Source organism: Arthrobacter sp. KN11-1C, from assembly GCF_052180225.1.
In the GTDB taxonomy this organism is placed as follows: Bacteria; Actinomycetota; Actinomycetes; order Actinomycetales; family Micrococcaceae; genus Arthrobacter.
The window spans coordinates 4,208,371-4,232,019 of record NZ_CP197467.1; the positions used below are offsets into that span (position 1 = coordinate 4,208,371).

At 63.1% G+C, this 23,649-nt stretch carries 22 protein-coding genes; 6 read left to right on the forward strand and 16 right to left on the reverse strand.

Annotated elements, in window-relative coordinates; all coding sequences use genetic code 11:
- Positions 1 to 29: 29 nt before the first annotated feature.
- Positions 30 to 3,203 (reverse strand): S8 family serine peptidase, encoded by a 3,174-nt coding sequence (locus ACSBOX_RS19660; protein WP_442543970.1) that lies wholly within the window; start codon positions 3,201 to 3,203, stop codon positions 30 to 32.
- Positions 3,204 to 3,589: 386 nt separating this feature from the next.
- A complete protein-coding gene (locus tag ACSBOX_RS19665) occupies positions 3,590 to 3,775 on the reverse strand; it encodes a hypothetical protein (RefSeq protein WP_442543971.1) in 186 nt (61 codons plus the stop codon).
- Positions 3,776 to 4,116: 341 nt separating this feature from the next.
- Here ACSBOX_RS19665 and purS point away from each other — a divergent pair, with 341 nt between their 5' ends.
- Genes purS through purL form a run of 3 tightly spaced genes read left to right on the forward strand, consistent with a single transcriptional unit; the run spans position 4,117 to position 7,440 of the window.
- The gene (purS, locus tag ACSBOX_RS19670) at positions 4,117 to 4,368 is read left to right on the forward strand and encodes a phosphoribosylformylglycinamidine synthase subunit PurS (RefSeq protein WP_028265707.1); all 252 of its coding nucleotides are present in this window, start codon (positions 4,117 to 4,119) and stop codon (positions 4,366 to 4,368) included.
- Position 4,369: 1 nt separating this feature from the next.
- Positions 4,370 to 5,125 (forward strand): phosphoribosylformylglycinamidine synthase subunit PurQ, encoded by a 756-nt coding sequence (gene purQ, locus ACSBOX_RS19675; protein ID WP_442543972.1) that lies wholly within the window; start codon positions 4,370 to 4,372, stop codon positions 5,123 to 5,125.
- Positions 5,122 to 7,440, forward strand: a complete 2,319-nt coding sequence (gene purL, locus ACSBOX_RS19680; protein ID WP_442543973.1) for a phosphoribosylformylglycinamidine synthase subunit PurL — start codon at positions 5,122 to 5,124, stop codon at positions 7,438 to 7,440. Before purQ ends, purL begins: the two co-directional genes overlap by 4 nt.
- 76 nt (positions 7,441 to 7,516) lie before the next feature.
- On the opposite strand, the gene ACSBOX_RS19685 is transcribed toward purL, so the two are convergent.
- Complete coding sequence (locus tag ACSBOX_RS19685) at positions 7,517 to 8,188, reverse strand: hypothetical protein (protein ID WP_442543974.1); 672 nt, start codon at positions 8,186 to 8,188, stop codon at positions 7,517 to 7,519.
- Between the two features lie 398 nt (positions 8,189 to 8,586).
- Positions 8,587 to 8,880, reverse strand: coding sequence for a DUF503 domain-containing protein (locus tag ACSBOX_RS19690; protein WP_241707357.1), 294 nt, complete (start codon positions 8,878 to 8,880; stop codon positions 8,587 to 8,589).
- A gap of 81 nt (positions 8,881 to 8,961) precedes the next feature.
- Between ACSBOX_RS19690 and ACSBOX_RS19695 the strand changes: the two genes are divergently transcribed.
- On the forward strand, positions 8,962 to 9,819 hold the full coding sequence (locus ACSBOX_RS19695) for a DUF1206 domain-containing protein (RefSeq protein WP_442543975.1): 858 nt from the start codon (positions 8,962 to 8,964) through the stop codon (positions 9,817 to 9,819).
- Positions 9,820 to 9,917: 98 nt separating this feature from the next.
- Here ACSBOX_RS19695 and ACSBOX_RS19700 read toward each other — a convergent pair whose 3' ends face one another.
- The 10 genes from ACSBOX_RS19700 to ACSBOX_RS19745 form a co-directional block, all read right to left on the reverse strand.
- Positions 9,918 to 10,811, reverse strand: a complete 894-nt coding sequence (locus tag ACSBOX_RS19700; RefSeq protein WP_078106765.1) for a carbohydrate ABC transporter permease — start codon at positions 10,809 to 10,811, stop codon at positions 9,918 to 9,920.
- Positions 10,811 to 11,836 carry a carbohydrate ABC transporter permease gene (locus ACSBOX_RS19705; RefSeq protein ID WP_442543976.1) on the reverse strand — a complete coding sequence of 342 codons (1,026 nt, stop codon included), beginning with the start codon at positions 11,834 to 11,836 and terminating at the stop codon, positions 10,811 to 10,813. Before ACSBOX_RS19705 ends, ACSBOX_RS19700 begins: the two co-directional genes overlap by 1 nt.
- A complete protein-coding gene (ngcE, locus tag ACSBOX_RS19710) occupies positions 11,833 to 13,242 on the reverse strand; it encodes an N-acetylglucosamine/diacetylchitobiose ABC transporter substrate-binding protein (protein ID WP_442543977.1) in 1,410 nt (469 codons plus the stop codon). The genes ACSBOX_RS19705 and ngcE overlap by 4 nt, the downstream gene beginning before the upstream one ends.
- A 210-nt stretch (positions 13,243 to 13,452) precedes the next feature.
- Positions 13,453 to 14,082 (reverse strand): hypothetical protein, encoded by a 630-nt coding sequence (locus ACSBOX_RS19715; protein ID WP_442543978.1) that lies wholly within the window; start codon positions 14,080 to 14,082, stop codon positions 13,453 to 13,455.
- Between the two features lie 82 nt (positions 14,083 to 14,164).
- Positions 14,165 to 14,566 carry an MmcQ/YjbR family DNA-binding protein gene (locus ACSBOX_RS19720; protein ID WP_078106768.1) on the reverse strand — a complete coding sequence of 134 codons (402 nt, stop codon included), beginning with the start codon at positions 14,564 to 14,566 and terminating at the stop codon, positions 14,165 to 14,167.
- 43 nt (positions 14,567 to 14,609) lie between these two features.
- The gene (locus ACSBOX_RS19725; RefSeq protein WP_442543979.1) at positions 14,610 to 15,452 is read right to left on the reverse strand and encodes a polysaccharide deacetylase family protein; all 843 of its coding nucleotides are present in this window, start codon (positions 15,450 to 15,452) and stop codon (positions 14,610 to 14,612) included.
- 106 nt (positions 15,453 to 15,558) lie between these two features.
- Entirely contained in the window at positions 15,559 to 15,984 is a 426-nt protein-coding gene (locus ACSBOX_RS19730) for a CoA-binding protein (protein ID WP_442543980.1), read from the reverse strand.
- 12 nt (positions 15,985 to 15,996) lie between these two features.
- Entirely contained in the window at positions 15,997 to 16,827 is an 831-nt protein-coding gene (locus ACSBOX_RS19735) for a hypothetical protein (protein WP_442543981.1), read from the reverse strand.
- Positions 16,824 to 17,378 (reverse strand): RNA polymerase sigma factor, encoded by a 555-nt coding sequence (locus ACSBOX_RS19740; RefSeq protein ID WP_442543982.1) that lies wholly within the window; start codon positions 17,376 to 17,378, stop codon positions 16,824 to 16,826. Before ACSBOX_RS19740 ends, ACSBOX_RS19735 begins: the two co-directional genes overlap by 4 nt.
- Positions 17,379 to 17,771: 393 nt before the next feature.
- Positions 17,772 to 19,061: an adenylosuccinate synthase gene (locus ACSBOX_RS19745; protein WP_059388506.1), complete on the reverse strand. Its 1,290-nt coding sequence runs from the start codon at positions 19,059 to 19,061 to the stop codon at positions 17,772 to 17,774.
- Between the two features lie 445 nt (positions 19,062 to 19,506).
- Between ACSBOX_RS19745 and ACSBOX_RS19750 the strand changes: the two genes are divergently transcribed.
- Both ACSBOX_RS19750 and ACSBOX_RS19755 read left to right on the forward strand, forming a co-directional pair.
- The gene (locus ACSBOX_RS19750) at positions 19,507 to 21,198 is read left to right on the forward strand and encodes a phospholipase C (RefSeq protein WP_442543983.1); all 1,692 of its coding nucleotides are present in this window, start codon (positions 19,507 to 19,509) and stop codon (positions 21,196 to 21,198) included.
- Between the two features lie 230 nt (positions 21,199 to 21,428).
- A complete protein-coding gene (locus tag ACSBOX_RS19755) occupies positions 21,429 to 22,061 on the forward strand; it encodes a uracil-DNA glycosylase (RefSeq protein WP_442543984.1) in 633 nt (210 codons plus the stop codon).
- A gap of 143 nt (positions 22,062 to 22,204) precedes the next feature.
- Here the strand turns inward: ACSBOX_RS19755 and ACSBOX_RS19760 are convergent, their stop codons facing one another.
- Positions 22,205 to 22,624, reverse strand: a complete 420-nt coding sequence (locus tag ACSBOX_RS19760; protein WP_078106777.1) for a DUF3151 domain-containing protein — start codon at positions 22,622 to 22,624, stop codon at positions 22,205 to 22,207.
- Positions 22,624 to 23,643, reverse strand: coding sequence for a class II fructose-bisphosphate aldolase (fbaA, locus tag ACSBOX_RS19765; RefSeq protein ID WP_416031237.1), 1,020 nt, complete (start codon positions 23,641 to 23,643; stop codon positions 22,624 to 22,626). The genes ACSBOX_RS19760 and fbaA overlap by 1 nt, the downstream gene beginning before the upstream one ends.
- Positions 23,644 to 23,649 lie beyond the last annotated feature (6 nt).

Sequence of the window (23,649 nt, forward strand, 5' to 3'; positions counted from 1 at the left end):
TGTACCTCTGTCAGACCGTCAACGCCGCACTACAGCGCGTTGTTTGACTGGTCGTCCCCTTCATTCTGGAGTTTGCCCTTGCCGTGCTGGCCTTCTTGGTCATCATTCGGCACCACGGACACGCTGCCGTTTGCCGAGACGAGGACCGAGACGAATGTCGGCGAGCTGGTGCCGGCAAATGTGAGTCGACCGATGTAGGAGCCCGGTGTCAGCTTGCTCCACGCGAAGGTGAGCTTCCCGGACTTGCCGTTCTTCATCTTGATCGGGTTGGGCGTGACCGTGGCGTTGCCTTGGTTTGCGCCCAGGATCGCTGCATCAACACTGGCCTTGGTGGGCCGGTTGTTGGGGCTGGCATACAGGTTCGCGATGATCGTGTACGTCCCGGGCTCCGGGTTGTCGAGCGAGAGGGACTCACTGGCACTCGGTGTCGCTGCCGTGAACAACTGACCCGACGGCGACAGAACATACAGATCGAAATCCGCCGTCGGATCGGAAGAGATCACCGAGAACTTCGCGAACGCCGTTCCGGCGGGAACCGTGGCGGTCTTCACGAAGTTCGAGGCATCGTTTGCCACATTCACTGGACCCGGAACCAATTCAGCGGGCGAAGAGTCGGCCTTGGAGAGGCCATCAACCGTCACGGCCGTGGGAGAGTCGGAACCGGAGACGATGTTGATGTCCGCGGATCCGCTTGCCTGCTGCGACGTGAAGGCAACGCTCTTGGAGGCCAGCACCGACTGTGGACGAACCGCGATCGGAGAGACCACCGACTTGTTGGCGCCCTCCCACTTCAACGATCCCATCGCGAAGCTACCCAGTGCCGCGCTCTTGTTCTCGAACGTCACCTTGAAGGTCTTCTTCTGGCCGACCTCATTGAAGTTCAGCACGGACGGAGTGACCTTGACGTCAACACCGGGCACATTGACCGTGGCCCGGTACAGTCCCGGAGTCAGGGCCGTGACGGTGCGGGTGACCTCGATCTTGCCAGCGAGGTTGCCCAAGGCGAACGATGGAAGGTTCATGTCGCGCGGCAAGGTAGAGCCGAGTCCCGGCATGCCGAGGTCCACGCCTGTACCTTGGATGAACTTCAGGTAGTCCTCGGTTCCGGCATCGTAGACCAGCCCCGGTTCCAGCACGCTGGCAGGGTTCATCTCTCCCGCGCCGGTGGCGAAGACGTCCTTGTTCTTGGTTCCATCGGCCAGCTTGACGTCACTCGCCGTCGTCATCATGGCCGATTTGACCGCGGCCGGTGACCAATCGGGGTTCTTCGCCAGGATCAAGGCTCCGAAACCTGCGATGTGCGGGGAGGCCATGGAGGTGCCGGACATGAATCCGTACTCGTCGCCGTTGCTGCCGATGGGCGAAACCCCGGCCAGCACGGCAACGCCGGGAGCCGAAACGTCCGGCTTGAGCAGATCCGAATCGGTGGCGAGAAGCGGTCCGCGGGAGGAGAATCCGGCGATCTGCGGCTGAGCCTCGAGCGGAAGTCCGGTGGTGTCGTGGTCAACCAGGGAAACCGTAATCGCGGGGTTGGCTGCGACCTTGTCCTTGATGGCCTGCGAGTCCGGCGGGTTCACGTGGACGGTGGGCACTGCGTGCTTGTCTGTATCCAGCGACGAGGTGGTGAGGTTGACGAGGATCATGCCCACACCGCCACCGCGGAGGACTTCGGCGCTCTTGGCGACCCGGTCAACCACGCCGCGGTCACATACCACTACCTTGCCGGCGATTTTCGCCGGGTCCAGGGACCCTGGCGCACAGAGCGCTGCGTTGCCGGTACCTGAGGCGGCGTTTGCGGACAGCACGACGCCGGCCCCGCTCACCTGGTGGTTCATGATGCTGGCTCCGCGGTACTTGCTTCCGTCGGAGAATTCGACGGTTCCCTGGAGCGCCTGGGAGAAGGAAGTCGCCGCAACGGTGGTCATCCAGGGTGCGCCGTGGTTGACGGTGCTGGCCTGGGGTCCCGAGTTTCCGGCAGACGCGGCCACAAAGATGCCAGCCGACGCAGCCGAGAGGAACGCCAGCGAGACCGGGTCGGTGGTGGTGTCAGTGGCACCGGAAATGGAGTAATTCAGGACGTCAACGCCGTCGGCGATGGCCTGGTCAATGGCCGCGATGGCCGCGGAACTGTAGCAGCCACCCGAATTGGGGTCGGTGTCTTCCCAGCAGACCTTGTAGATCGAGAGCTTGGCAGCTGGTGCCACGCCGCTCGTCTTGCCGAAGCTGCGGCCATCCACGAACGTTTCCACCCCGGAGTTTCCTGCGGCGGTGCTGGCCGTGTGCGTGCCGTGGCTCACGACGTCGATGGGCGAGATCTGTTCCTGGGGTGCCCGTTGGGCTGGCGGAACAGACTGCAGGAAGGCATCTGCGAAGTAGTGGGCGCTGAGGACCTTGGAATTGCACGCGGTGCCATCGAAGGCCGCTCCGGTGTCGGTGCCTTTCTGGCACTCGCCAACGAACGTGTCTCCGTTGGCTTTCAGCATGGCGATCTTGCCGTCACTGGTGCGGTAAGGAACGCCTACCTGGGGTTTCCCTACCAACGGCTGGACGGGATCGCCGGCGAAGAACTTGCTTGTGGGCGTGTAGCCGGTGTCGATGACGCCCACCACAGTGCCCTTTCCGGCCTGGTCCTGGCCGCCGAACTGGGTGTTCCAGACCCCGTTCGGTCCGCTGAGGTTGAGGAAATCGGTGGTGGAGTAGTCAGGAGCCGACTGGGTGTCCGGGGCCACGAGGAGAACATCGGGGTTCTTCGCAAGGTTGACGGCCTGGTTCGCGGACAGCGTGGCGCTGAACCCGTTGATGGCTGTGGTGTAGTCGCGGTTGATGCTCACGCTTTGCTGCTTGGCCACTTCCTGCTGCTTCTGCTGCAGGTGGGCCTGGTACTGCTTCACTTCGGCCTTGCCCACATCCAGTTTCTTCCCCGCTTGCGGCTTGGTGGGCACATAGCCGGGCGTTCCGCCGTCGTAAGTGGCCGCTGGCTTCTCTGCCAGCACCACTACATAGCGGCCATCATGGTAAGACTTGGGGTCCACATTCCGGGCAACCCCCGCACCCGTTGATCCGAAGACCGTTGAACCGGAAGCGGGCGCAGCTTGAGCGGGTGTCAAAGCCACCGAGGAGAGCAGAACCGGTAATCCGACGGCTAGTGCCGCAGCTTTTCGAAGCCCCCCGCTTCCAATGAAGCTCTTTCCTTGTGAATTCACGAGTGATTGCACCTTTCCGGGCGATCGTGGCGGTCATGTCAAGATCAATCAACTACGGATGGACCCTGATTGACAGTTCTTGTAATCAGGTAAAGCCCAGCCGATTCATAGAGTACAGAGCGATAGCTGAATATTACATAGGACACATTTCACGTTTTTTGTCATGTCATTCGGCATCAGAATACATCCGTGCGCAGCAGCGGGCACGCCCCGTCGGGAGGGGACGTGCCCGCTGTGCGAATAGGCAGATATGAGGACGAGAGCGGACGGGGAATTTCCTTGACAGCAATTTCAGGCCGCTCCCGAATACGCGCCTTTAACCCGGTTGACTAGCGCATTTGCGAGTCCCCCATTGCGCTCCACGTGGCCTCAGCGGGCAAGCCGCGCTAAGAATGGATCCCCCGCAACGCATCGCTGATTTTGGCCCTTGCCGAGGCATCCGGCGGGACGGAAATGCGGTTTTCCCGGGCGGCCCGGTCTGCCATGATCCTTTGGAAAACCATCCTCCCCAGGCCGGCAAAAACAGCGGCAAGGACCACGGGCAAAACCATCGACTTAGCGTTCTCGGCCATGCGGCAATCCTAGTGACGCAAACCACCCTGAGCCAGCGCCGCGGTCGAGCAGTGCCCAGAGCCGCCGTCGGGCAGTGAAAACCCCCGGCGACGGCGGGCTGCCGCCGCGGATTGGCGCGGCCCGCGGGGCCTCTTCACCGATCTCGCGCAAATAGGGTATGTAGCGATGTGGCCGGTAGAATGGGCATGCAAGCTCGCGGAGCGCCCCCCTTATTCCGTAAGACACTGCCCCTGACATTGTTGCTGAACATTGTTTGGGTGCAGTCCCGGCGTGAGACGGCACCACTCCGCGGCAGCCTTTAACCAAGGTTTAACCAACGCTCACGCACAGGAGTTACCGGATGCCCCGGATCGTCGTCGACGTCATGCCCAAGCCCGAGATTCTGGACCCTCAGGGGAAGGCCATCGTGGGCGCACTGCCCCGCCTCGGCTTCACCAGCTTTAGCGCAGTCCGCCAGGGCAAGCGCTTCGAACTGACCGTCGACGGCGAGGTGACCGATGCCATCCTCGCCCAGGCCCGCGAGGCAGCCGAGACCCTGCTGTCCAACCCGGTGATCGAGGACGTCGTCAACGTCGAGGTCGTCGAGGCCTGACATGACTGAACTTCCTTTGATCGGCGGAGCCCCCGTGGCCGTCGAACCCCATCTGGTCGGGGCCAAGATCGGCGTCGTCACCTTCCCCGGCACCCTTGACGACCGCGACGCCGCCCGTGCGGTCCGCCTCGCAGGCGGCACCGCCGTCGCGCTCTGGCATGCCGACACGCACCTGGCCGACGTCGACGCCGTCGTCATCCCGGGCGGTTTCTCGTACGGCGACTACCTGCGCGCCGGCGCGATTTCGCGCTTCGCTCCGCTGATGTCCCGCATCATCGACGCTGCCAACAGCGACGCCAAGCTGCCTGTCTTGGGTATTTGCAACGGTTTCCAGATCCTGACCGAGTCGCACTTGCTCCCGGGCTCCATGATCAAGAACGACCACTTGAAGTTCTTGTGCCGCGACCAGGTGCTGCGCGTGGAGAACAACAACACCCCGTGGACCTCGGACTACCAGGCCGGCGAGGAAATCACGGTTCCGCTGAAGAACCAGGATGGCCAGTACATCGCTAACGACAAGACCCTGGACGCCCTTGAGGCCGAGGGTCGCGTCGTGTTCCGCTATGTCGGCTGGAACCCGAACGGTTCACGCCGCGACATCGCCGGCATCAGCAACGCCGCAGGCAACGTGGTGGGCCTCATGCCGCACCCGGAGCACGCGGTGGAGCCCGGATTCGGCCCGGAGTCCAACGCCGGCACGGACGGCTTGGGCTTCTTCACCTCCGTCCTGAACAAGATCGTGGGAGGCGCACAGTGACTACCTCAGCTGAAACCGTTGGCAAGAAGTTCAACATCGACACGGTCGAGAACGCGGCCAAGACCCCGGACACGGAGCTCCCCTGGGCCGAACTCGGCCTCAAGCAGAACGAGTTCGACGAGGTCGTCAAGGTCCTGGGCCGCCGCCCGACCGGCGCCGAGCTCGCCATGTACTCCGTCATGTGGAGCGAGCACTGCTCCTACAAGTCCTCGAAGAACCACCTGCGCCAGTTCGGCGAAAAGGTGACCGAGGAAATGAAGAAGGACATGCTCGTGGGCATCGGCGAAAACGCCGGCGTCACCAACTTGGGCGACGGCTGGGCCGTGACGTTCAAGATCGAGTCCCACAACTCGCCGTCGTTCGTGGAGCCCTACCAGGGTGCCGCGACCGGTATCGGCGGCATTGTCCGCGACATCATCTCGATGGGCGCCCGCCCGGTGGCCGTGATGGACCCGCTGCGTTTCGGCGCCATCGACCACCCGGACACGGCCCGCGTCATGCATGGTGCCGTTGCGGGTATCGGTGGCTATGGCAACTCGCTTGGCCTGCCGAACATCGGCGGCGAAATGGTGTTCGACTCCGTGTACCAGGGCAATCCGCTGGTCAACGCGTTGGCAGTCGGCGTCATGCGTCACGAAGACATCCGCCTGGCCAACGCCTCGGGCAAGGGCAACAAGGTGGTCCTGTTCGGTGCACGCACCGGCGGCGACGGCATTGGCGGCGCCTCGGTGCTGGCCTCGGAGTCCTTCGACGACACCAAGCCTTCCAAGCGCCCCGCCGTCCAGGTAGGCGACCCGTTCGCCGAAAAGGTGCTCATCGAGTGCTGCCTGGAGCTGTTCAAGGGTTCGCTCGTTGAGGGCATCCAGGACCTCGGCGCGGCAGGTATCTCCTGCGCCACGTCCGAGCTCGCTTCCAACGGCGACGGCGGCATGCAGGTTGAGCTGACCTCCGTGCTGCTGCGCGACCCGACGCTGACCCCGGGCGAAATCCTGATGTCCGAGTCGCAGGAACGCATGATGGCCGTTGTCACGCCGGAGAACATCGCCGCGTTCGAAGCGGTCATGGACAAGTGGGCCGTGGAGTACTCCTGGTTGGGCGAAGTGACCGACACCGGACGCCTCATCATCACGTGGGAAGGCGAAGTCATTGTCGACGTCGACCCGCGCACCGTTGCCCACGACGGTCCGGTCTACGACCGTCCGTTCGCCCGCCCCTCATGGCAGGATTCCGTCCAGGCCGATACCTTCACGGGCTCCGTGCAGGACGCCGGCCGCCCCTCCACGTCCGGGGAACTGGCCGCGGCCGTCACCGAGCTCATTGCTTCGCCGAACATGTGCAGCAAGGCCTGGATCACCAAGCAGTACGACCGCTACGTCGGCGGCAACACCGCCATGGCGTTCCCGGACGACGCCGGCGTGGTCCGCGTGGACGAGGAAACCGGCCTGGGCGTGGCCCTGGCCACCGACGCCAACGGCCGCTACACCTACCTCGACCCGTACCACGGTGCACAGCTGGCACTGGCCGAGGCGTACCGCAACGTCGCCACCTCCGGCGCTGTCCCGATGGCCGTCAGCGACTGCCTGAACTTCGGTTCCCCCGAGGATCCGGACGTCATGTGGCAGCTGGCCGAGTCCATTCGCGGCCTGTCGGACGCTTGCATGGAACTGGGCGTCCCGGTCACCGGAGGCAACGTCTCGCTGTACAACCAGACCGGTACCGTGCCGATCCACCCCTCCCCCGTGGTTGCGGTGCTGGGCAAGCTCGACGACGTCGCGCGCCGCACCCCGTCGGGCTGGAAGGAAGACGGCCAGGCCATCTACCTGCTGGGCACTACGGCCGCGGAACTGGACGGTTCGGAATGGTCCAACCTGCGCTCGCATCTCGGCGGCTTGCCTCCGAAGGTTGACCTCTCCATCGAGCGCCAGCTCGGCGAGATCCTCATCAACGCTTCGCGCGACGGCATGATCGACGCCGCGCATGACCTCTCCGAGGGCGGCCTTGCCGCTGCGCTGGTGGAGTCCGCACTGCGCTACGGCGTCGGCGCCCGGATTGCTCTGGACGAACTCATGGAGCGCGACGGCGTGGACCTGTTCACCGCGTTGTTCTCCGAGTCCCAGGGCCGGGCCATCGTGTCCGTTCCCCGCTCCGAGGAAATCCGTTTCAAGGACATGTGCACCGCCCGCGGCTTCGCCCACCTCCGGATCGGCGTCGTCGACGCTGCCGGCGGCAAGCTGGAGATCAACGGCGTGGACGAGCTCTCCTTGGACGCTCTCAACGAAGCGCACGAGGCCACGCTGCCGAAGTACTTCGGCTAAGCCCACCCGAGGCTCATCGATTGCTCCGTAACTGTCGTTTTGACCCGTCATAACGGCAGTTACGGAGCAATCGTTTTTAAGAACGGGCAGGCCGCCAGCCGGCCTGGACCAGCGCACTTCGGACCTTGGCCACGGCAGCTTTCGCATCGTCGAACATGTGGCGCTTTGAGATCCGGACCTCCGTCCAGCCCAGCGCCTCATACCGTTCCGAACGGCTGATGTCCCGCACCACTTGTGCTTCGCTGCCGTGGCCCTCGCCCTCATACTCGATGCCGATCCTGTACGTCTTGTACGACAAGTCAGGCTGCAGGAACCTCCCGCCGTCCTTGGCATCAACCGGCACATTGAGTGCGGGTTCCGGCAGGCCTGCCCTCACGATCGCCAGGCGGAGCAATGACTCCTGCGGCGAATCCGAACCTATCCGGATCAGTTGGATGGCTGCTTTGGCTTTGCGCAGCCCTCTCTTGCCCTTATGGCGATCGATCATCCGCTGAAGATCCGCAAGAGTGCACAACGGCGCGTCCCGCCCTTCGAATTCAACCCGCGGCATCCGCACACAGCTGTCCCCCATGACCACCAATTCGTCCACGGTCAGTATCTCGGCCATGTCCAACCAGGTGCGCTCCACGGTGGTGACAGGGACGCCGTCGACCGTCGCTATCTCATCTTCGTAGAGTTTCATTCGATGGACGACGACGTGTGGCCGGTTGAGATGGGCAGCATCCTCGGGCCGGATCACATGGAACATTTGCGCTGGCTCCTTCTGACGACGTCGCGGCAGGTCAAGAATCTCTGCCGCTGTGAGGTGGGATGCCGCGCATCGCTCATTGACCTCGACGAATGGCCGCACACGGATCGCCAAGGGGAGTCCCGCCGTCGGGCCCTCCGAACGGATTCCTTTACCAAGCCCATTCAAAGAGCTGTGCCGAAGCCGTCTGGCGCTAACGCCCACGCCGGCCGCCTCGGCGACCGTGAAGGGCCGATTCGCGAGATTCGCCGGAAGTTGACGTGCGGTTTTCATGGCCCCATCACAACAGAAATCGTCGCTGCCCGCAGAAGTTATCCACACCCCCCATCCATTGCTCCAGAACGGTCGTTTTGGACCGTCAAAACGACGTTTGCTCAGCAATCGATGAGAAAAGAGGGTCAGTCTTCGCTGTGGAGGTCCCGGCGTCGGGCGCTCAGGAGCTCCAGTTCGGGGCGCGCGGCAACGAAGCGCTCGACGGCGTCCAGCACCTCCACGAGGTGCGCCCGGTCTGCTGCCACGGCGCCTGCGCCGATGAGGGCACGGCGATGCTGGTCCAAGTGCCCGGTCTCCGCGGCGGAGACTTCGAATCGCCGTTTCAACTCGGCGATCACCGGACGCACGAGGGAGCGTTTCTCCTTCAGGCTGTGCACCTCGCCGAGGAGGATGTCGAACTCGATCCACGCGATCCACATGCGCCCATCGTATCCAGTGCTCGCGTGACCTCCCGCTTCTGAGCCCACGGTGGCAAGATGAGGACAGACCAAAGGAGCTCCATGGGCGCAGACGATCATACGAACAAGGCCGGCAATGCAGTTTCCCGGGGCGCCGATTCGGTGGGCGACGCCGTAGACGACGCCAAGGATTCACGGACCGTCCGGGTAGTGGCGCGGTCCGGATTCGTCGCCTTGGGGCTGATACACCTCCTGATCGGAATTATCGCCTTGGGTATCGCGCTCGGCTCATCCGGCCAAGCCGATCAAAGCGGAGCCGTCGGCCAGATGGCCGGAACGCCTGGCGGCATCGTCCTTTTGTGGGCGGGACTAGTAGCCTGCGGTGTCCTCGCGCTCTATATGGCGAGCGACGCCGTGATGGGGTGGAGCGTGCATGGAGGCTCGAAGCGTTGGATGAACCGGCTGAAGGCTGCCGGGCAGGCGATCGTCTTTGCCGTGGCCGCGGTGACCTTCGGCAGTTTTGCGCTCAGCCATCCAAGCAGCAGCAGCGAGAAATCCCGGACGACCAGCGCGGACCTCATGTCCAGCACTGCCGGTACTGTCCTCTTGGTGATCATCGGGGTGGCACTGCTGGCAGCCGCGGGCACCTACGTCTTCATGGGGATCACCCGCAAGTACGAAAAGAACCTGAGGGGAAAGCCGTCCGGGCTCCTGGGAGACGCGTTCACGGTGCTGGGCGTGGTGGGCTATTGCGCGAAAGGGGTGGCGCTCGGCGCCGTCGGCTTGCTCATCCTGATCGCCACGGCCGCGCACGACCCCTCCCAACAAGGCGGCCTCGATTCGGCCCTCAAGGCCTTCCTGAAGCAACCCTTTGGCGCATGGGTGCTGGTCTTCGTGAGCCTCGGACTCATGGCTTACGGAATCTATTCCCTATTCCGCTCCCGTTACCAGCGGCTCTGACGGCGGACCCCACCTTCGGGTGGCGGGCAGAAGCGCCCGACGGCGGCACCCACCAAAGGGGGGGAACCGCCGTCGGGCGCTTATTTAGCCGGGTTGTGCTACTTGGAGGTGCCTTGAGAGACCGAACCCTGCAGCTGGCGCTGGAAGATGATGTAGACGATCAGCACCGGAACCACCGTGACGGTGACGGCCGCGAATAAGGCGCCGAAGTCCACGGCATAACCCATCTGGCCGGCGAACGCAGCCAGTCCTTGGGACAGCACGCGCGGCCCGGCCGCGTTGATCGCCACCGGAATCAGGAACTGGTTCCATAGGCCCAGGAAGTTGAAGATGGCCACGGAGGCGAGCCCTGGCTTGGCCATCGGCAGCATGACTTGGAAGAACGTCCGCCACTCGCCTGCCCCGTCCAAGGCGGCCGCCTCCGTGATTTCGTGGGGAAGCGACTTGAAGAAGGAGAAAAGGAAGAACACCGTGAACGGCAGCGCGAAGCCGACGTACACCAGGATGAGGCCCGGCAAAGTGTTCAACAAACCGATGTTCCGCATGACGAAGAACAACGGCACCATGGCGAGGAAGATCGGGAAGGTGAGCCCTGCCAGCATGAGGTAGTAGATCGCTTTGCTGCCGAAAAAGACATAGCGCCCCAGGACATAGGCACACATGGCGCCGAGCACCATGACGATCACCAAAGCGGACCCTACGACAATGACGGAGTTGAGGAAGTAGCTCCCGATGCCGGCCTCGGTCCAAGCACGGACGTAGTTGTCGAAGCGCCACTGCGAGGGCAAGGCAAACGGCGAGGCGAAGATTTCGCTCGATGTCTTGAAGGAGGACATGAAAGTCCACAGCAGTGGCAGGATCACAATGAGCGACCAGATGCTGAGGGCCGTGTGCGAAACAGCGCCCACCACCCTGTCGCCCGTGGTCAGGGCCGGCTTGCGGGGATTGAAGTGCAGGGACTTCATATCCTGGCTGGCAATTTTTGTCGTCATCAGAGGGACACATCCTTGTCGCCACCAGTGAGTCTGTTAACCAGGAACACGAGGCCGGAGAAGATCAGGGTGGCTACGGCGAGCACGACGCCCATGGCGCTGGCCAGGCCGAACTGGCCCTTGGTGAATGCGGTGAAGAAGAGCTGCTGGGACATCACCAAGGTGGAGTTGTCCGGTCCACCGCCGGAGTTCAGGGCCGCCATGTAGACGAAGGCGTCCAGCGCCAGGATTCCCATATAGATGTATGCGGTCTGGATGTTGTCCCGGATCAGCGGGATGGTGATGGACACGGCAGTGCGGAAACGCCCGGCCCCGTCAATCCTGGCCGCTTCGAACAGCTCGGCAGGGATACCCTTGATGCCCGCGACGAACAGCACCATGTAGAAGCCGATGAAGCCCCACACGATCACGAACATCGTGGCGATCATGGCGGTGCTCTTGTCGCCGAGCCAGGCGTAGGACTTGAACTGGTCCATGCCCAGGGATGTCAGGATGCCGTTCAGGAGGCCTCCCGAAGGATCATAGATTTGACCCCACATGATGCCAATGGCGATGGCCGGGATCGTGTAGGGGAAGAAGGACACGACCCGGTAGAAGCTGGAGTTGCGCAAGCCCTTGATCTGGCCCTTGCTGCTGCCCCCCACGGTTACCAAGGTTGCCAGCACGAGGCTGAGGATGATGGTGATGATGGGCAGGAAGATCACCAGCAGGATGTTGTTCCCCATGGCCTTCATGAAGATGTCATCCGTAAAGAGCTTCTGGTAGTTCTGAAGCCCGATGAAGTTTTGCTTGGGCGAGAACCCCGACCAGTCGGTCAGGGAGTAGCCGAAGGCCTGGATGAATGGCCAGATCACAAAGATGATGTAGATGGCCAGTGGTACTCCGAGGAAGACCACGAAGAAGCTGATCTTGTCGAAGGTCAAGGGCTTGCGCCGCCTCTTGTAGACGGGTGGTGCGGTTTCCGGAACGGCGACGGCGGATGCGCCGTCGCCGACCCGGAGTGTCTTAGCTTTCACTGAAGTCACTTCACTTCAATCTTCGTGACCGAGCTGTCGTTGCGGACCTTGTCGGTAATTTTCTGGAGGTCCGACGTCAGGGTGGCGACGTCGGACTTTCCATCGAGGAACGTGTTCCACACAACCAGCTGGTCTTTGTTCATCCCGTAGAGGTCAACGAAGTTCCACGTGAAGATGTTCGATCCAGCATCGCTGAGCAGCTTGGTCTGGGAAACCAGGGCAGTGGAACCGAAGCCATCGGCGGGAACGGTGTCCTTGACGATGGTGGGGGCCAACTTGGTCTTGGCAAAGTTGGTGGCAGCATCCTTGGACAGCATGACACGCAGCAACTCCTTGCCGCCAGCAACATTTTTACCTTGGGACGGAACCACGAACGGCTCGCCGGAAGCGCTGTGCATTGCCGCGTAAGGAAGCTTGGATCCCGAGGTCACGGTGGGAACAGGAACGCCGGTCATGTTGAAGCCGGACTTCGTCTGGTCCTTCATCTCGTTTTCTATCCACGAGCCGGATGGGTAGAACACGGCTTCCTGGGCGTTGCTCCACTGCGCCTGCGCTGCGGTGAACTGCGTACCCGAGCCACCTGGTTTGAAGTGGCCGGCCTTGACGATCTTGCCCAAGCCCGCGAAGACGCTTTGGATGGCCGGGTGGGACCACGCGTCCGCTTTCAGGTTTTCAAGGCCGAGGCGAACGTCATCGCCGCCTTCCTTGATGGCGGAAGCAATTGCCATTTCCTGGTAATAGGTAGCTGCTTCCTTGCCCCAGACGAACAGGTACTTGCCTTTGGCTTTGGCCTGCTCGCCGAGCGCGTACATTTCATCCCACGTCTTCGGCACGGTCCAGCCATTGTCCTTGAGGAATGAATCCGAATACCACATGGCGTAAACCGTCAGGACGTAGTTCAGGGCCGCCAGCTTGCCATTGAAAGTGCCCGGGGCGAGCACTCCGGCGTACAGGGTGTCCTTGATGACCTTGCCTTCGAGGTTCTTGGACTCGACCACGCTCGTGAGATCCTCGAGCTGGGCCAGGATGGTGCTGAAGCCGATCGCCTTGGCGCCGGAGTTGTCGATCAGGTCCGGAGGGTTGCCGCCAACGAATCGCGGCTGGAGTTCCTGCGCGATGTCGGTGGACGGGGAAATCTTGGCGGTGGAACCCGAATGTGCGTTCTCGAAGCTCTTGCCCGCGAAGTCGACGTAGTCGATCCCATAGCCGCCCTTGAAGATCACGGCGTCGACGGTGGACTTGTCTGCCATGCCGAACGGGTTGGTATCTGAAACGGTCCCCGTAGGACCAGTGGTTCCTCCTCCGCCACCGGCTGCGCAGGAGGCCATCGAGCCGGCCAACGGCACAAGCACGGCCGCGGCAAGCGCGCCGCGGAGGAAACCGCGGCGTGCAAAGGACTGCTGCTGAACGTTCATCCTAAAACCCTCCAGAGACTCGTAGTACCGAACCCTGACGGCGCCTCGGCCGGCAGTCGATCGGTCCGGGCACCGCCGCTGCGACGCGCCCTTCGTGTGACATACTTCACCACGAGTGATTGAAAAGCAATATTTGAGGGCAGTTTCAATCAACTTTTGTCAAAATGTGATCTGACAATCCTGCCGCTCAAGAGGGGTCATTTGGGTGTTCTAGCCCCGCAAATTCAAGGATTTCGCGCATTGGGCGACGGCCTCGCGCGCCCATTGCCGCTGTTGCTCGGTTCCTACCCGCTCAGCCCACTGTTCGGCCAGCTGGAACTCGACCATCGCCTCGGTGCGCCGCCCGTCGTCGTACATCGCCCAACCGAGGTTGTTGTGCAAAGAAACCATCCACCGCTTGGTGCGGGAATCCTCGACGGCCGAGGCGTACTCCAGCGCGCTGCGCGTCCATGATTCCTGGTGGCCGGAGTCCGCGATGGCCAGCATGTGAAGTGCGTCCACGGCGAGGAAATCTTCGCCCAGGAGGTCTCCCATCTCGGCGGCTTGCTCAAAAAGCGGAACAGCCATGGCCGGGTGGCCGGCCGAGTTGAGCAGGCGGCCGCGCTCAAGGAGAATCCGCACCGCAACGGTCGGTTCCTCTTCGGCGTCGATCCCGTCCAGGAGGGCGTCCGCCTCCTCGAAGCGGCCCTGCAGCCCGATGGCCCGGCCCAATTGGGTGGCGAGCTCGGCCTGTTCAAAGGCATCGTAGGCGCGATCGGTCATGGCTTCGCGGAAGCGGGCTTCCGACAACGCAGGGTCCTCAAAATTCCACAGTTCATCGAGGGTCTTTTGTTCCAGCATCTGGCTCCTCCTGATTGCTTCGAGGCGATGGAAGGTGCGGTCCACTCACAATCTAGCCGAAGCGGCAGACGGGGTCCGCGTGTCAGTCCCTGGCGAGCCGGGCCCAGCCCAGTTGCGCCTGCTGCTTCCGGCTCAGAGAGGAAACCACCAGGTCATAGGAGTCCTCCACCATGTCCCGGACCATCGAGTCGGGCAGGGCGCCGTCCAGTCGCACGCCATTCCAGTGTGTCTTGTTCATGTGCCAGGCGCCGGTGATTTCCGGATGGGCCGAGCGAAGTTGAGCGGCCAAGGCGGGATCGCATTTGAGGCTGACTGCCAAGTTCTGCTCGTCCAACGCAGAGGCGGCGAACATCTTGCCTTCCTGCTTGGAACCGCCGGACACGGCTGACCTGACCTTGAAGACCGAAGTTTCAGGGCCGAACGGGAAGTCTTCGTACGTCCCGGGGAAGCTCAGGCAGATTTGGCGGAGTGTGGCAGCGTCCATGTAGCGAGACTAGCGGAATGCGGCGACGAGCGGACCGGCCGCCTCACGCAACGCCCAGGAAGTCCTCGAGGAGCACCACTTCCAGGCCAGCGGCCACTTGCGCCGAGCGGAAAGCCTCGAAGTCCGCCGCGAATTCGGGACGGAAGTGCATCAGGACGATATCCCCGGGCCGGAGGGAGTTGCCGTACTGGTAATCCATACGGCCGGCATTGGCCTTGGCTTCCCACGTAATGATCGCCTTCAACCCGGCTGCGGCCACGGCCTGCCGCATGACCGTCGAATAGGCGCCTCCGGGAGGCCTGAACAGGGTGGGCTTGCGGCCGTACTGCTGGACCGCGAAATCCTGCATTCCCGCGATGTCCTCAAGCTGCCGCTGGTAGCCCCATTGCGTCGTCATATTGACGTTGTGGCTGACCGTATGGTTTTCAACAAGGCTCCCCTGGTCCATGAACGCCTTGAAGAATGTGGGGTTGTCCTTGACGGTGTTGCTCGTCAGGAACAACGTGGCCGGGTAGCCGCTCTCTTTGAGGAGCCGGACGCTTTCCGGCGATTTGACCACCCCGTCGTCGATCGTGAGGAACACCACCGGATGTTTGGTGGGGATCTTGGTGATCACCGGAGCCAGTCCGCCTTGGATGGGCGGCAACGTGAAGTCAGGGACGAAGGGGTTCCGGAGCCGACCGGGACCGGCAGGACTTGGTGTGGGGCTCATCGCCGGGCTTGGGGACAACGACGGCGAGGGGCCCGCCTTGCCCGGGGCCGCCGTCGGGCTTTCCGCGGACGGACTTCCGGGGGCAGCGCATGCCCCGAGACCGGCAACGAGGGAAGCCCCGAGGAGACCGAGCGCGGTGCGTCGGCTCGCGGTGGAGGGATGGTCGTCACACATGGGGATTTCCTGGTCTCGAAAGGGGGATGGCTCCCGAAACATACCAGCGGACGGTTAACGGAAAGTGACGCCGTCGAGGCGTGCCGTTCCGGTAATGCGACTGACTCTAAATGCCGCTCCGCCAGCCCACCTGCGCCGGGCAGGCGTTCATGACTACGTCCAAGCCGGCAGCTTTGGCCCGCGCCGCTGCATCCTCGTCAATTACTCCGAGCTGGAGCCACACGGCTTTCGCCCCCACGGCAATCGCTTCGTCCACTACCGCGCCAACGCGCGAAGAGTTCACAAAGCAGTCGACGACGTCGATGGGCTGCTTCTCGAGGGGCACGTCGGCGAGGAACTTGTAGCCGGTCTCGCCGTGGACGTCTTCGCCCTTCTGGTTGATCGGGATGATCTCCATGCCCATGGTGTCGCGAACATAGAGAGCTACTTCGAACGCGGAGCGCCACTCATTCGTGCTGAGTCCCACGATGGCCCAGCGGCCCTTTGTTCGCATCAGCCGGTCAATGACTGCCGGATCGTTGACGTGTGTCATAGCTCCAGCCTACTAGCGGGACAGGAGTCCGAGCAGCCAGCGCAACGAAGCCCCGGCAGGCTTCAGGGACACGTCATCCTGGGCGTTCCCAACTGCTTGCTGCACCCCGTTTTGGAGGTCCTTCGCCGCGGGGGCGGACGGGATGGCAGTTTTGGGTTGCGGAAGGATTCCCTGTGGGTCGTTCCTGGGCCCGCCGTGCTTAGGCGCTTCGGACTGCTCCTGGCCTGGTTGGCTTGCCGGCGCTGGAACGGCCACCGGTGCTACCGGCTGGTGTGCCGCTTCCCCCGTGCTGGCCGGGGCGGACGCCACGGGGTCAGCCGATGGGCCTGCCACAGGGGGCGCTGACGGCGGCAAGTCGACGGGAGCCGGGTTCGTCGTGACCTCCGGGGAGTCCTGTGCGGGGGCCGGAGGTACCAGCGACGGCGGAGCTGTGGTCCAAGCGGGTGCCCAGCCGGAGATCAGCGTCTGCATGAATTCCGGCGTTCCCTTGCTGAATCCGCCGCTCGCGGCCGCAACGCCACCGACGCCCAGGCCCATGGCGGTCAGGACGGCGGCACCAATGACGGCGGGACGATGCTTGCGCAATTGACGCCGTCTGGCGAGCTCGTCGAGGGGAAGAGGGGTTGCCGAGTCACGGGCGGTCGTGGCGGAGCCGTCGCCCGGCGTCGAGCCAGCCAACATCGCCGCGAGTGCGGGACCGGGGGCCGGCGCGGGCATGGACGCAAACGATTCCAGCGCCTTCAAAGAATCCGTGAGTTCCGGGGTGTCCGTGAGGCCGGCCTCAAGCATGAGCTCGAGGATGATCGCATCGCGGTCAATGTCCTTGCAATCCCAACGCATCATGGCGCCACGTATTCCTTTACTACCGAGTGCTCGCGGAGTGAATTCAACGCCCGGCGCTGCAGTTGCTTGACTGCGCCCTGGCTTTTCCCCATGATTTCGGCTGCTTGGTCCACGGTCAGACCGGCGACGATACGAAGCGCCAGGACGTCCCGCTGATCTTCTCCAAGGAGATCCAGCAGCGCCATGACTTCGCCCGGCGCCACACGGTTCATCGCTTCGGCTTCCGCCGAACTCGACTGGCGCGTGTCACGCTCAGGTTCGAACTCGTGATGCTCAGGCGCCCTGCTTTGCCGGCGATGGTCATCCACCATCCGGGCGTGAGCCACCGAGAACACGAAGGTCCGCAGACCGCTGACGCCGCCCGTGATCGTCTCGATGCGCGGCAGGACGGCAAGAAAAACGTCTTGTGTGACAGCTTCGGGATCCGAGACACCTTTCGCCGTCAGGTAGCCGAGCACCTGGCCCGCGAAGGCCTGGTAGACGGCGCTGAACAGTTCAGCTTCCCGGCCGCGAAGGGCCAGCAAGGCTGCATCAGTCAAGGCGTCGGTCACTGAAGCGTGGCTTTCGTTGGGGAGCGAATGTCCGGATCCAAGCGAGATCCTCGGTGCCGCCCAAACGCGGCAGGGCCGGGCAACCTCACCTAGCTTAACCGCTGTTCCCGCCATGCCCAAGGACCAGCCTTCTGTTCCGGGGGCTTGCCTCTCCCGGACTTTTTGCACATCCACGAAACCCCTTCAGACATGAAAAGGGCCGAGCTGAAACATGATGGGGGACAAATTTCAGCTCGGCCTTTCAAAGAGGTAATCGTCGGGGCACCCCAAAGGGTTACTCGGATTCCAAAAGTTTTTTCGCACCTTGTTTTTCGGGCCATCCGGCCCGGAACGCACGTCGGCGGGCCGCCCCCGAAAGGGCGACCCGCCGTCGTCGTGATTTAGCTTTGGCGCCTAGTCCTCGATGAGGTCGTGCACCACGATCGTCTGGTCCCGGTCCGGGCCGACGCCGATCGCGGAGAAGCGCGTGCCGGAGAGCTTCTCGAGGGCCAGCACGTACCGGCGGGCGTTCTCGGGGAGGTCTTCGAGCGTCTTGGCGCCGGTGATGTCCTCGGTCCAGCCGTCGAAGTACTCGAAGATCGGCACTGCGTGGTGGAACTCGGTCTGGGTCATGGGCATTTCGTCGTGGCGGACGCCGTCGACGTCGTAGGCCACGCAGACCGGGATCTGCTCGATGCCGGTCAGGACGTCCAGTTTGGTGACGAAGTAGTCCGTGAAGCCGTTGACGCGGGAAGCATGGCGGGCCAGGACGGCGTCGTACCAGCCGCAGCGGCGCGGGCGGCCGGTGTTGACACCGAATTCGCCACCGGTCTTCTGCAGGTACATGCCCATCTCGTCGAAGAGTTCCGTGGGGAACGGTCCGGCGCCGACACGCGTGGTGTAGGCCTTGATGATGCCGATGGACCGCGAGATCCGGGTGGGTCCGATGCCCGAGCCAACGGACGCGCCGCCGGCGGTCGGGTTGGAGGACGTCACGAACGGGTAGGTGCCGTGGTCGACGTCGAGGAACGTGGCCTGGCCACCTTCCATGAGGACCACCTTGCCCTCGTCCAGTGCATTGTTGAGGACCAGGGTGCTGTCAATGACCAGCGGCCGCAGGCGTTCGGCGTAGGACAGGAAATACTCCACGATCTCGTCCACCACCACGTTGCGCCGGTTGTAGACCTTGACCAGGAGCTCGTTCTTTTGGCGCAGCGAGCCTTCCACCTTCTGGCGGAGGATCGATTCGTCGAACACATCCTGGACGCGGATACCCAAGCGGGCCACCTTGTCCATGTAGGCCGGGCCAATGCCCCGGCCGGTGGTGCCGATGGCGCGGCTGCCGAGGAAGCGCTCCGTGACCTTGTCCAACACCTGGTGGTAAGGCGCTACGAGGTGGGCATTGGCTGAGACGCGCAAACGGGACGTGTCGGCGCCGCGGGCTTCCAGGCCGTCGATCTCCTGAAACAGGGCCTCAAGGTTCACCACGCAGCCGTTGCCGATGATCGGAATCGCGTTGGGGCTCAGAATGCCGGCAGGAAGGAGCTTGAGCTCATACTTCTCACCGCCCACCACAACGGTGTGCCCGGCGTTGTTGCCGCCGTTGGGCTTGACCACGTAGTCAACGCGGCCACCGAGCAGGTCGGTTGCTTTGCCTTTGCCTTCGTCGCCCCACTGGGCTCCGACGATCACGATAGCTGGCATGGGATCCTCCCCCATTCTTTCGGGCCGGTCCTGGCGGGATCACCAAGGCTCAGCGCCGTACATGAGAACGCCCCGAATCTTTCGGCCCTGCCCGAGGACTTCCGCAAAAGTTCACCGGCGAGATCAGCAAGAGTTCCGGGGCTCTTACCAGCCAAGTTTAGCCGATGCCGCTCTTGGACCTCTTGTCATATGGCCGAAGGGCGACATGAAAGCAGCGACAGCGCACTCGAAGTTCCCCGTGAGCAGAATGTGAACTCTTCCCAAACAGTCCGGATTGAGCGCCGGAATCGGCCACCGCACCCCAGCCGACCGGCTACATTCTTTGTGAATCCTCACCCCCAACACACCCCAACTGACTCGCATTTGTTGTCGTTATGAGCCTTCTAAACGACAACAAATGCGAGTCAGTTGGGCGGGCACTGCCCGTGAATCTGAAGGGAAGTCCATGAACTTTCGCAACAGGCGCCTCCTCTCAACGGCAGGAGTGAGCGCACTCGCAGCGTCCACGATCGCCGCCGGCCTGATCGGGTTCGGCATGACGCCGGCCTCGGCCAACAACGACCAAAAGGGAACGGCGACACCCATCAAGCACGTCGTCGTAATTTTCGGGGAGAACGTTTCCTTCGACCATTACTTCGCGACGTATCCGCAAGCCGCCAACATCCCCGGCGAAACCCAGCAGGGCACCGGCGTAGCGGCCCCCGCGTTCACGGCGGCCAAGAACACGCCGAAGAACATCGCCACCCTCGCCCACGACAATCTGTTGGCGCCCAACAATCCCAACTCGGTCCAGCCACAGCGCCTGACGCCGAGCCAAGCCATCACGTGCGACCAGGACCACGAATACACCGCGGAACAGAAGGCCTACAACGGCGGCCTGATGAACAAGTTCGTCGAGAACACCAGCATGGATACCTGTTCGGGTGGCCAGTTCGGCCGTCCCGGGCTTACCACTGACTACTACGACGGCAACACCGTGACCGGGATCTGGAACTACGCCCAGAACTTCGCCATGAGCGACTCGCACTTCAGCACCGGGTTCGGACCGTCCAGCCCCGGCGCGCTCAACCTCGTGTCCGGCCAGACCCACGGGGTCACGGAATACACTGCCGCCGGACAACCGGTCAAGCCCGCAAGCAGCGACTACACCGTCAAATTCCCCGACGCCAACGGCGTCGGCACCATGACTGAAGACCCAGATCCGGTCTACGACGACTGCTCCAACAAGAGCCACGCGAGCAAGAACAACCTCGCCGCCATGCAGGGCAAGAACATCGGTGATCTCCTCAACGACAAGGGAGTCAGCTGGGGCTGGTTCCAGGGCGGCTTTGCCCCGACGACGGCGGCAACGGACACCACGCCGGCAGCTTGCATGAGCACCCACACCAACATTTCAGGCGCAACGGTCACGGACTACAGCCCCCACCACCAGCCGTTCCAGTACTACAAATCAACGGCCAACCCGCACCACCTCGCCCCTGCCAGCATCGACGAGATCGGGCACAACGGCCAGGCCAACCACCAGTACGACACCACGGACTTCGCCAAGGTGGTCAACTCGGACAACATGCCCGCCGTCTCCTTCCTCAAGGCTGGAAGCTCGCAGGACGGCCACGCCGGCTACTCCGATCCACTGGACGAGCAGAAGTTCATCACGCAGCAAGTGAACGCCATCCAGAACTCGAAGAACTGGGACAGCACCGCCGTCGTCCTCGCCTACGATGACTCGGATGGCTGGTACGACCACGTCGCGGCCGCCGTCAAGAACTCCTCCAACACCACTGACGACGCCGCATGGTGCCTCAACGCCTACAACAAGGGTGTCCCGATGGCCGGAGGCTATGCGGACCGTTGCGGCCCCGGCCCCCGCCAGCCGCTCGTGGTGATCTCTCCCTTCGCGAAGAAGAACTTCGTGGACCACACCCAGACGGACCAGTCATCCATCCTTCGCTTCATCGAGGACAACTGGCGCACCGGCCAGATCGGCGATTCCTCGGCGGACGCCAAGGCCGGTTCCATCAACGCGATGTTCAACTTCGACAACGGCCGGGACGTGAAGCTGATCCTCAACGAATCGAACGGCACCGTGGTTTCCCGGACCAAGGAAGGCGACGACCAGAACGAGAACAAGCAGTAGCAGGCGTCTCCCAAACGGCACCGTCCCGAATCCATCGGGACGGTGCCGTTCCCTTTAACGCACATGCCCTGTCGAGAGTCCCACCACAGAAGTCCGGATTCACCCCACAGCCCACCGCCGTTCCGGTAGAGTTAACCAGCCCCCAACACTGCACCCAATCCGACCGGTCGCGGCAAACCGCTCCCGGCCGGACAAGTGCGCCTCGCTACACGTAGGAGACCCAAGCCCATATGCAAGACCTGGCGACTGAAACACGCGAAGAGCAGCTCTGGAACCGACGTTTCGAACCCCACATCGCCGAGGTCACGGGGCTTTGCGATTCCCTCAAAGAACAGAAGCCGGGCAGCGAAGTCCTCTACGTGGACCCCGTCCACAGCGTTGACGAGTGCCGCATCATCGGCCTTTTCTCCAACACCCGCACCACGGAGGGCTCGGGCTTCATCGTCCCGGGTGACTCGGACGCCGCTACCCGCATGGTGGGCATGCAGTGGCAGCTGGGCTTGCGTCCGGAACTCATGATGCCGTGGAACGTTTACCCGTGGATCGAGCCCGACGGCGAGCCGGGCAAGCTGACTCCCGCCAACATCACCGAAGGCCTCAAGCCACTCCTGCGTCTCCTGGCGATCGTGCCTCGCACCTCCGTGCTCGTAGCCCACGGCAATGAAGCCCATCGTTTGGCGGACCAGCTCATGAAGGCCGCACCGCAGAGCATCCACCGCCGCGGCTTTAAGACGTTCAAGGTCCGCTCGCTCGGTGGACGCTCCTTCGCCGGCTCGCCCACGCGCCAGCAGGAGTACCTGGACCTCATCCATGGCGCCTACGCCGAGGCCATGGCCCGGACCGGCCTCACCCCGGTCTCCTAGGACCCGACCCAACTGACTCGCACTTGTTGTCGTTTTGACGCCTCATAACGACATTAACTGCGAGCTAGTTGGGTGGGGGAAGCACGACGGCGGCCGCCCACCTCAAAGGTGAGCGGCCGCCGTCGGCGTTTAAGACAGTTGTCCTAGCCTTCGATCGCTGCCTTCGCGGCAGGATCGGAGTCGTTCAGGAACTTCTCGATCCGCTCCGGTTCCTCAGCCTCGCCGATAGCGGCGGATGCCCGGCCGAGGGAGTACAGGGCGCGCAGGAATCCCCTGTTGGGCTCGTGCTCCCACGGGATGGGCCCGACGCCGCGCCAACCGTTGCGGCGCAGCGAATCCAGTCCACGGTGGTAACCCACGCGGGAATACGCATAGGAATCGATGGTCCGCCCCTCAGCCCAGGCTTCCTCGGCCAGGATCGCCCACAGCAACGAAGACGTGGGGTACTTGGCCACGAGGTCCAGTGCTTCCTGCCCCAAGGCAAGGTGCTGGTAGATCTCGGTCTCAGCAGGCAGGAGCGTAGGCTCGGGGCCCATCAGGTTCTTGCGGAATTCGTCGGACATTAGAAGGTCTTGCCTACCGAACCGAGCTGCTTTGCGGCTTCCACGATGCGGGCGGCCATGCCGGCTTCGGCGGAGGCACCCCAGACGCGCGGGTCGTACGTCTTCTTGTTGCCCATTTCGCCGTCGACCTTCAGGACGCCGTCGTAGTTCGAGAACATGTGTCCGGCCACCGGACGGGTGAACGCGTACTGGGTGTCCGTGTCGATGTTCATCTTAATCACGCCGTAGGAAACAGCATCCGCGATTTCCTGCTCGGTGGAGCCCGAGCCGCCGTGGAAGACGAGGTCGAACGGGTTGGTCTTGCCGATCTTCGCGCCGACCTCGGCCTGGATCTGCTTGAGCAGTTCGGGGCGGAGCTTGACGTTGCCCGGCTTGTAGACGCCGTGGACATTGCCGAAGGTCAGCGCGGTCAGGTAGCGGCCGTTCTCGCCGGCGCCGAGTGCCTCGATGGTGGCAAGCGCGTCTTCGGTGGTGGTGTAGAGCTTCTCGTTGATCTCGTTCTCGACGCCGTCTTCCTCGCCGCCGACCGTGCCGATCTCGACCTCGAGGATGATCTTGGCCGCAGCCGCGCGTTCCAGGAGCTCGCGTCCGATCCGGAGGTTATCGGACAGGGTCTCGTGCGAGCCGTCCCACATGTGCGAGTTGAAGATCGGGTCCTTGCCGGCCTTGACGGCTTCCTCGGAAGCAGAAAGCAGCGGGAGGACGAAATCGGCCAGCTTGTCCTGCGGGCAGTGGTCCGTGTGCAGGGCGATGTTAACGTTGTAGTTCTTGGCTACCTCGCGGGCGAAAGCCGCGAAGCCCAGGGAGCCGGCAACCATGTCCTTGACGGAAGCGCCGGACCAGTAAGCCGCACCACCGGTGGAGACCTGGATGATGCCGTCCGATTCAGCCTCGGCAAAGCCGCGGATGGCGGCGTTCAGGGTCTGCGACGAGGTGACGTTCACTGCCGGGAACGCGTATCCACCGGCCTTCGCGCGGTCGATCATCTCGGAGTAAATCTCTGGGGTTGCGATGGGCATGCTGAC

What these genes read in the sequence shown, in the direction of transcription:
- ACSBOX_RS19665 (WP_442543971.1), bottom strand. Translation starts at nt 3,775, where the DNA reads ATGGCCGAGAACGCTAAGTCGATGGTTTTGCCCGTGGTCCTTGCCGCT.
- purS (WP_028265707.1), top strand. Translation starts at nt 4,117, where the DNA reads ATGCCCCGGATCGTCGTCGACGTCATGCCCAAGCCCGAGATTCTGGAC.
- purQ (WP_442543972.1), top strand. Translation starts at nt 4,370, where the DNA reads ATGACTGAACTTCCTTTGATCGGCGGAGCCCCCGTGGCCGTCGAACCC.
- ACSBOX_RS19685 (WP_442543974.1), bottom strand. Translation starts at nt 8,188, where the DNA reads ATGTTCCATGTGATCCGGCCCGAGGATGCTGCCCATCTCAACCGGCCA.
- ACSBOX_RS19690 (WP_241707357.1), bottom strand. Translation starts at nt 8,880, where the DNA reads ATGTGGATCGCGTGGATCGAGTTCGACATCCTCCTCGGCGAGGTGCAC.
- ACSBOX_RS19695 (WP_442543975.1), top strand. Translation starts at nt 8,962, where the DNA reads ATGGGCGCAGACGATCATACGAACAAGGCCGGCAATGCAGTTTCCCGG.
- ACSBOX_RS19700 (WP_078106765.1), bottom strand. Translation starts at nt 10,811, where the DNA reads ATGACGACAAAAATTGCCAGCCAGGATATGAAGTCCCTGCACTTCAAT.
- ngcE (WP_442543977.1), bottom strand. Translation starts at nt 13,242, where the DNA reads ATGAACGTTCAGCAGCAGTCCTTTGCACGCCGCGGTTTCCTCCGCGGC.
- ACSBOX_RS19715 (WP_442543978.1), bottom strand. Translation starts at nt 14,082, where the DNA reads ATGCTGGAACAAAAGACCCTCGATGAACTGTGGAATTTTGAGGACCCT.
- ACSBOX_RS19720 (WP_078106768.1), bottom strand. Translation starts at nt 14,566, where the DNA reads ATGGACGCTGCCACACTCCGCCAAATCTGCCTGAGCTTCCCCGGGACG.
- ACSBOX_RS19725 (WP_442543979.1), bottom strand. Translation starts at nt 15,452, where the DNA reads ATGTGTGACGACCATCCCTCCACCGCGAGCCGACGCACCGCGCTCGGT.
- ACSBOX_RS19730 (WP_442543980.1), bottom strand. Translation starts at nt 15,984, where the DNA reads ATGACACACGTCAACGATCCGGCAGTCATTGACCGGCTGATGCGAACA.
- ACSBOX_RS19735 (WP_442543981.1), bottom strand. Translation starts at nt 16,827, where the DNA reads ATGATGCGTTGGGATTGCAAGGACATTGACCGCGATGCGATCATCCTC.
- ACSBOX_RS19745 (WP_059388506.1), bottom strand. Translation starts at nt 19,061, where the DNA reads ATGCCAGCTATCGTGATCGTCGGAGCCCAGTGGGGCGACGAAGGCAAA.
- ACSBOX_RS19750 (WP_442543983.1), top strand. Translation starts at nt 19,507, where the DNA reads ATGAACTTTCGCAACAGGCGCCTCCTCTCAACGGCAGGAGTGAGCGCA.
- ACSBOX_RS19755 (WP_442543984.1), top strand. Translation starts at nt 21,429, where the DNA reads ATGCAAGACCTGGCGACTGAAACACGCGAAGAGCAGCTCTGGAACCGA.
- ACSBOX_RS19760 (WP_078106777.1), bottom strand. Translation starts at nt 22,624, where the DNA reads ATGTCCGACGAATTCCGCAAGAACCTGATGGGCCCCGAGCCTACGCTC.
- fbaA (WP_416031237.1), bottom strand. Translation starts at nt 23,643, where the DNA reads ATGCCCATCGCAACCCCAGAGATTTACTCCGAGATGATCGACCGCGCG.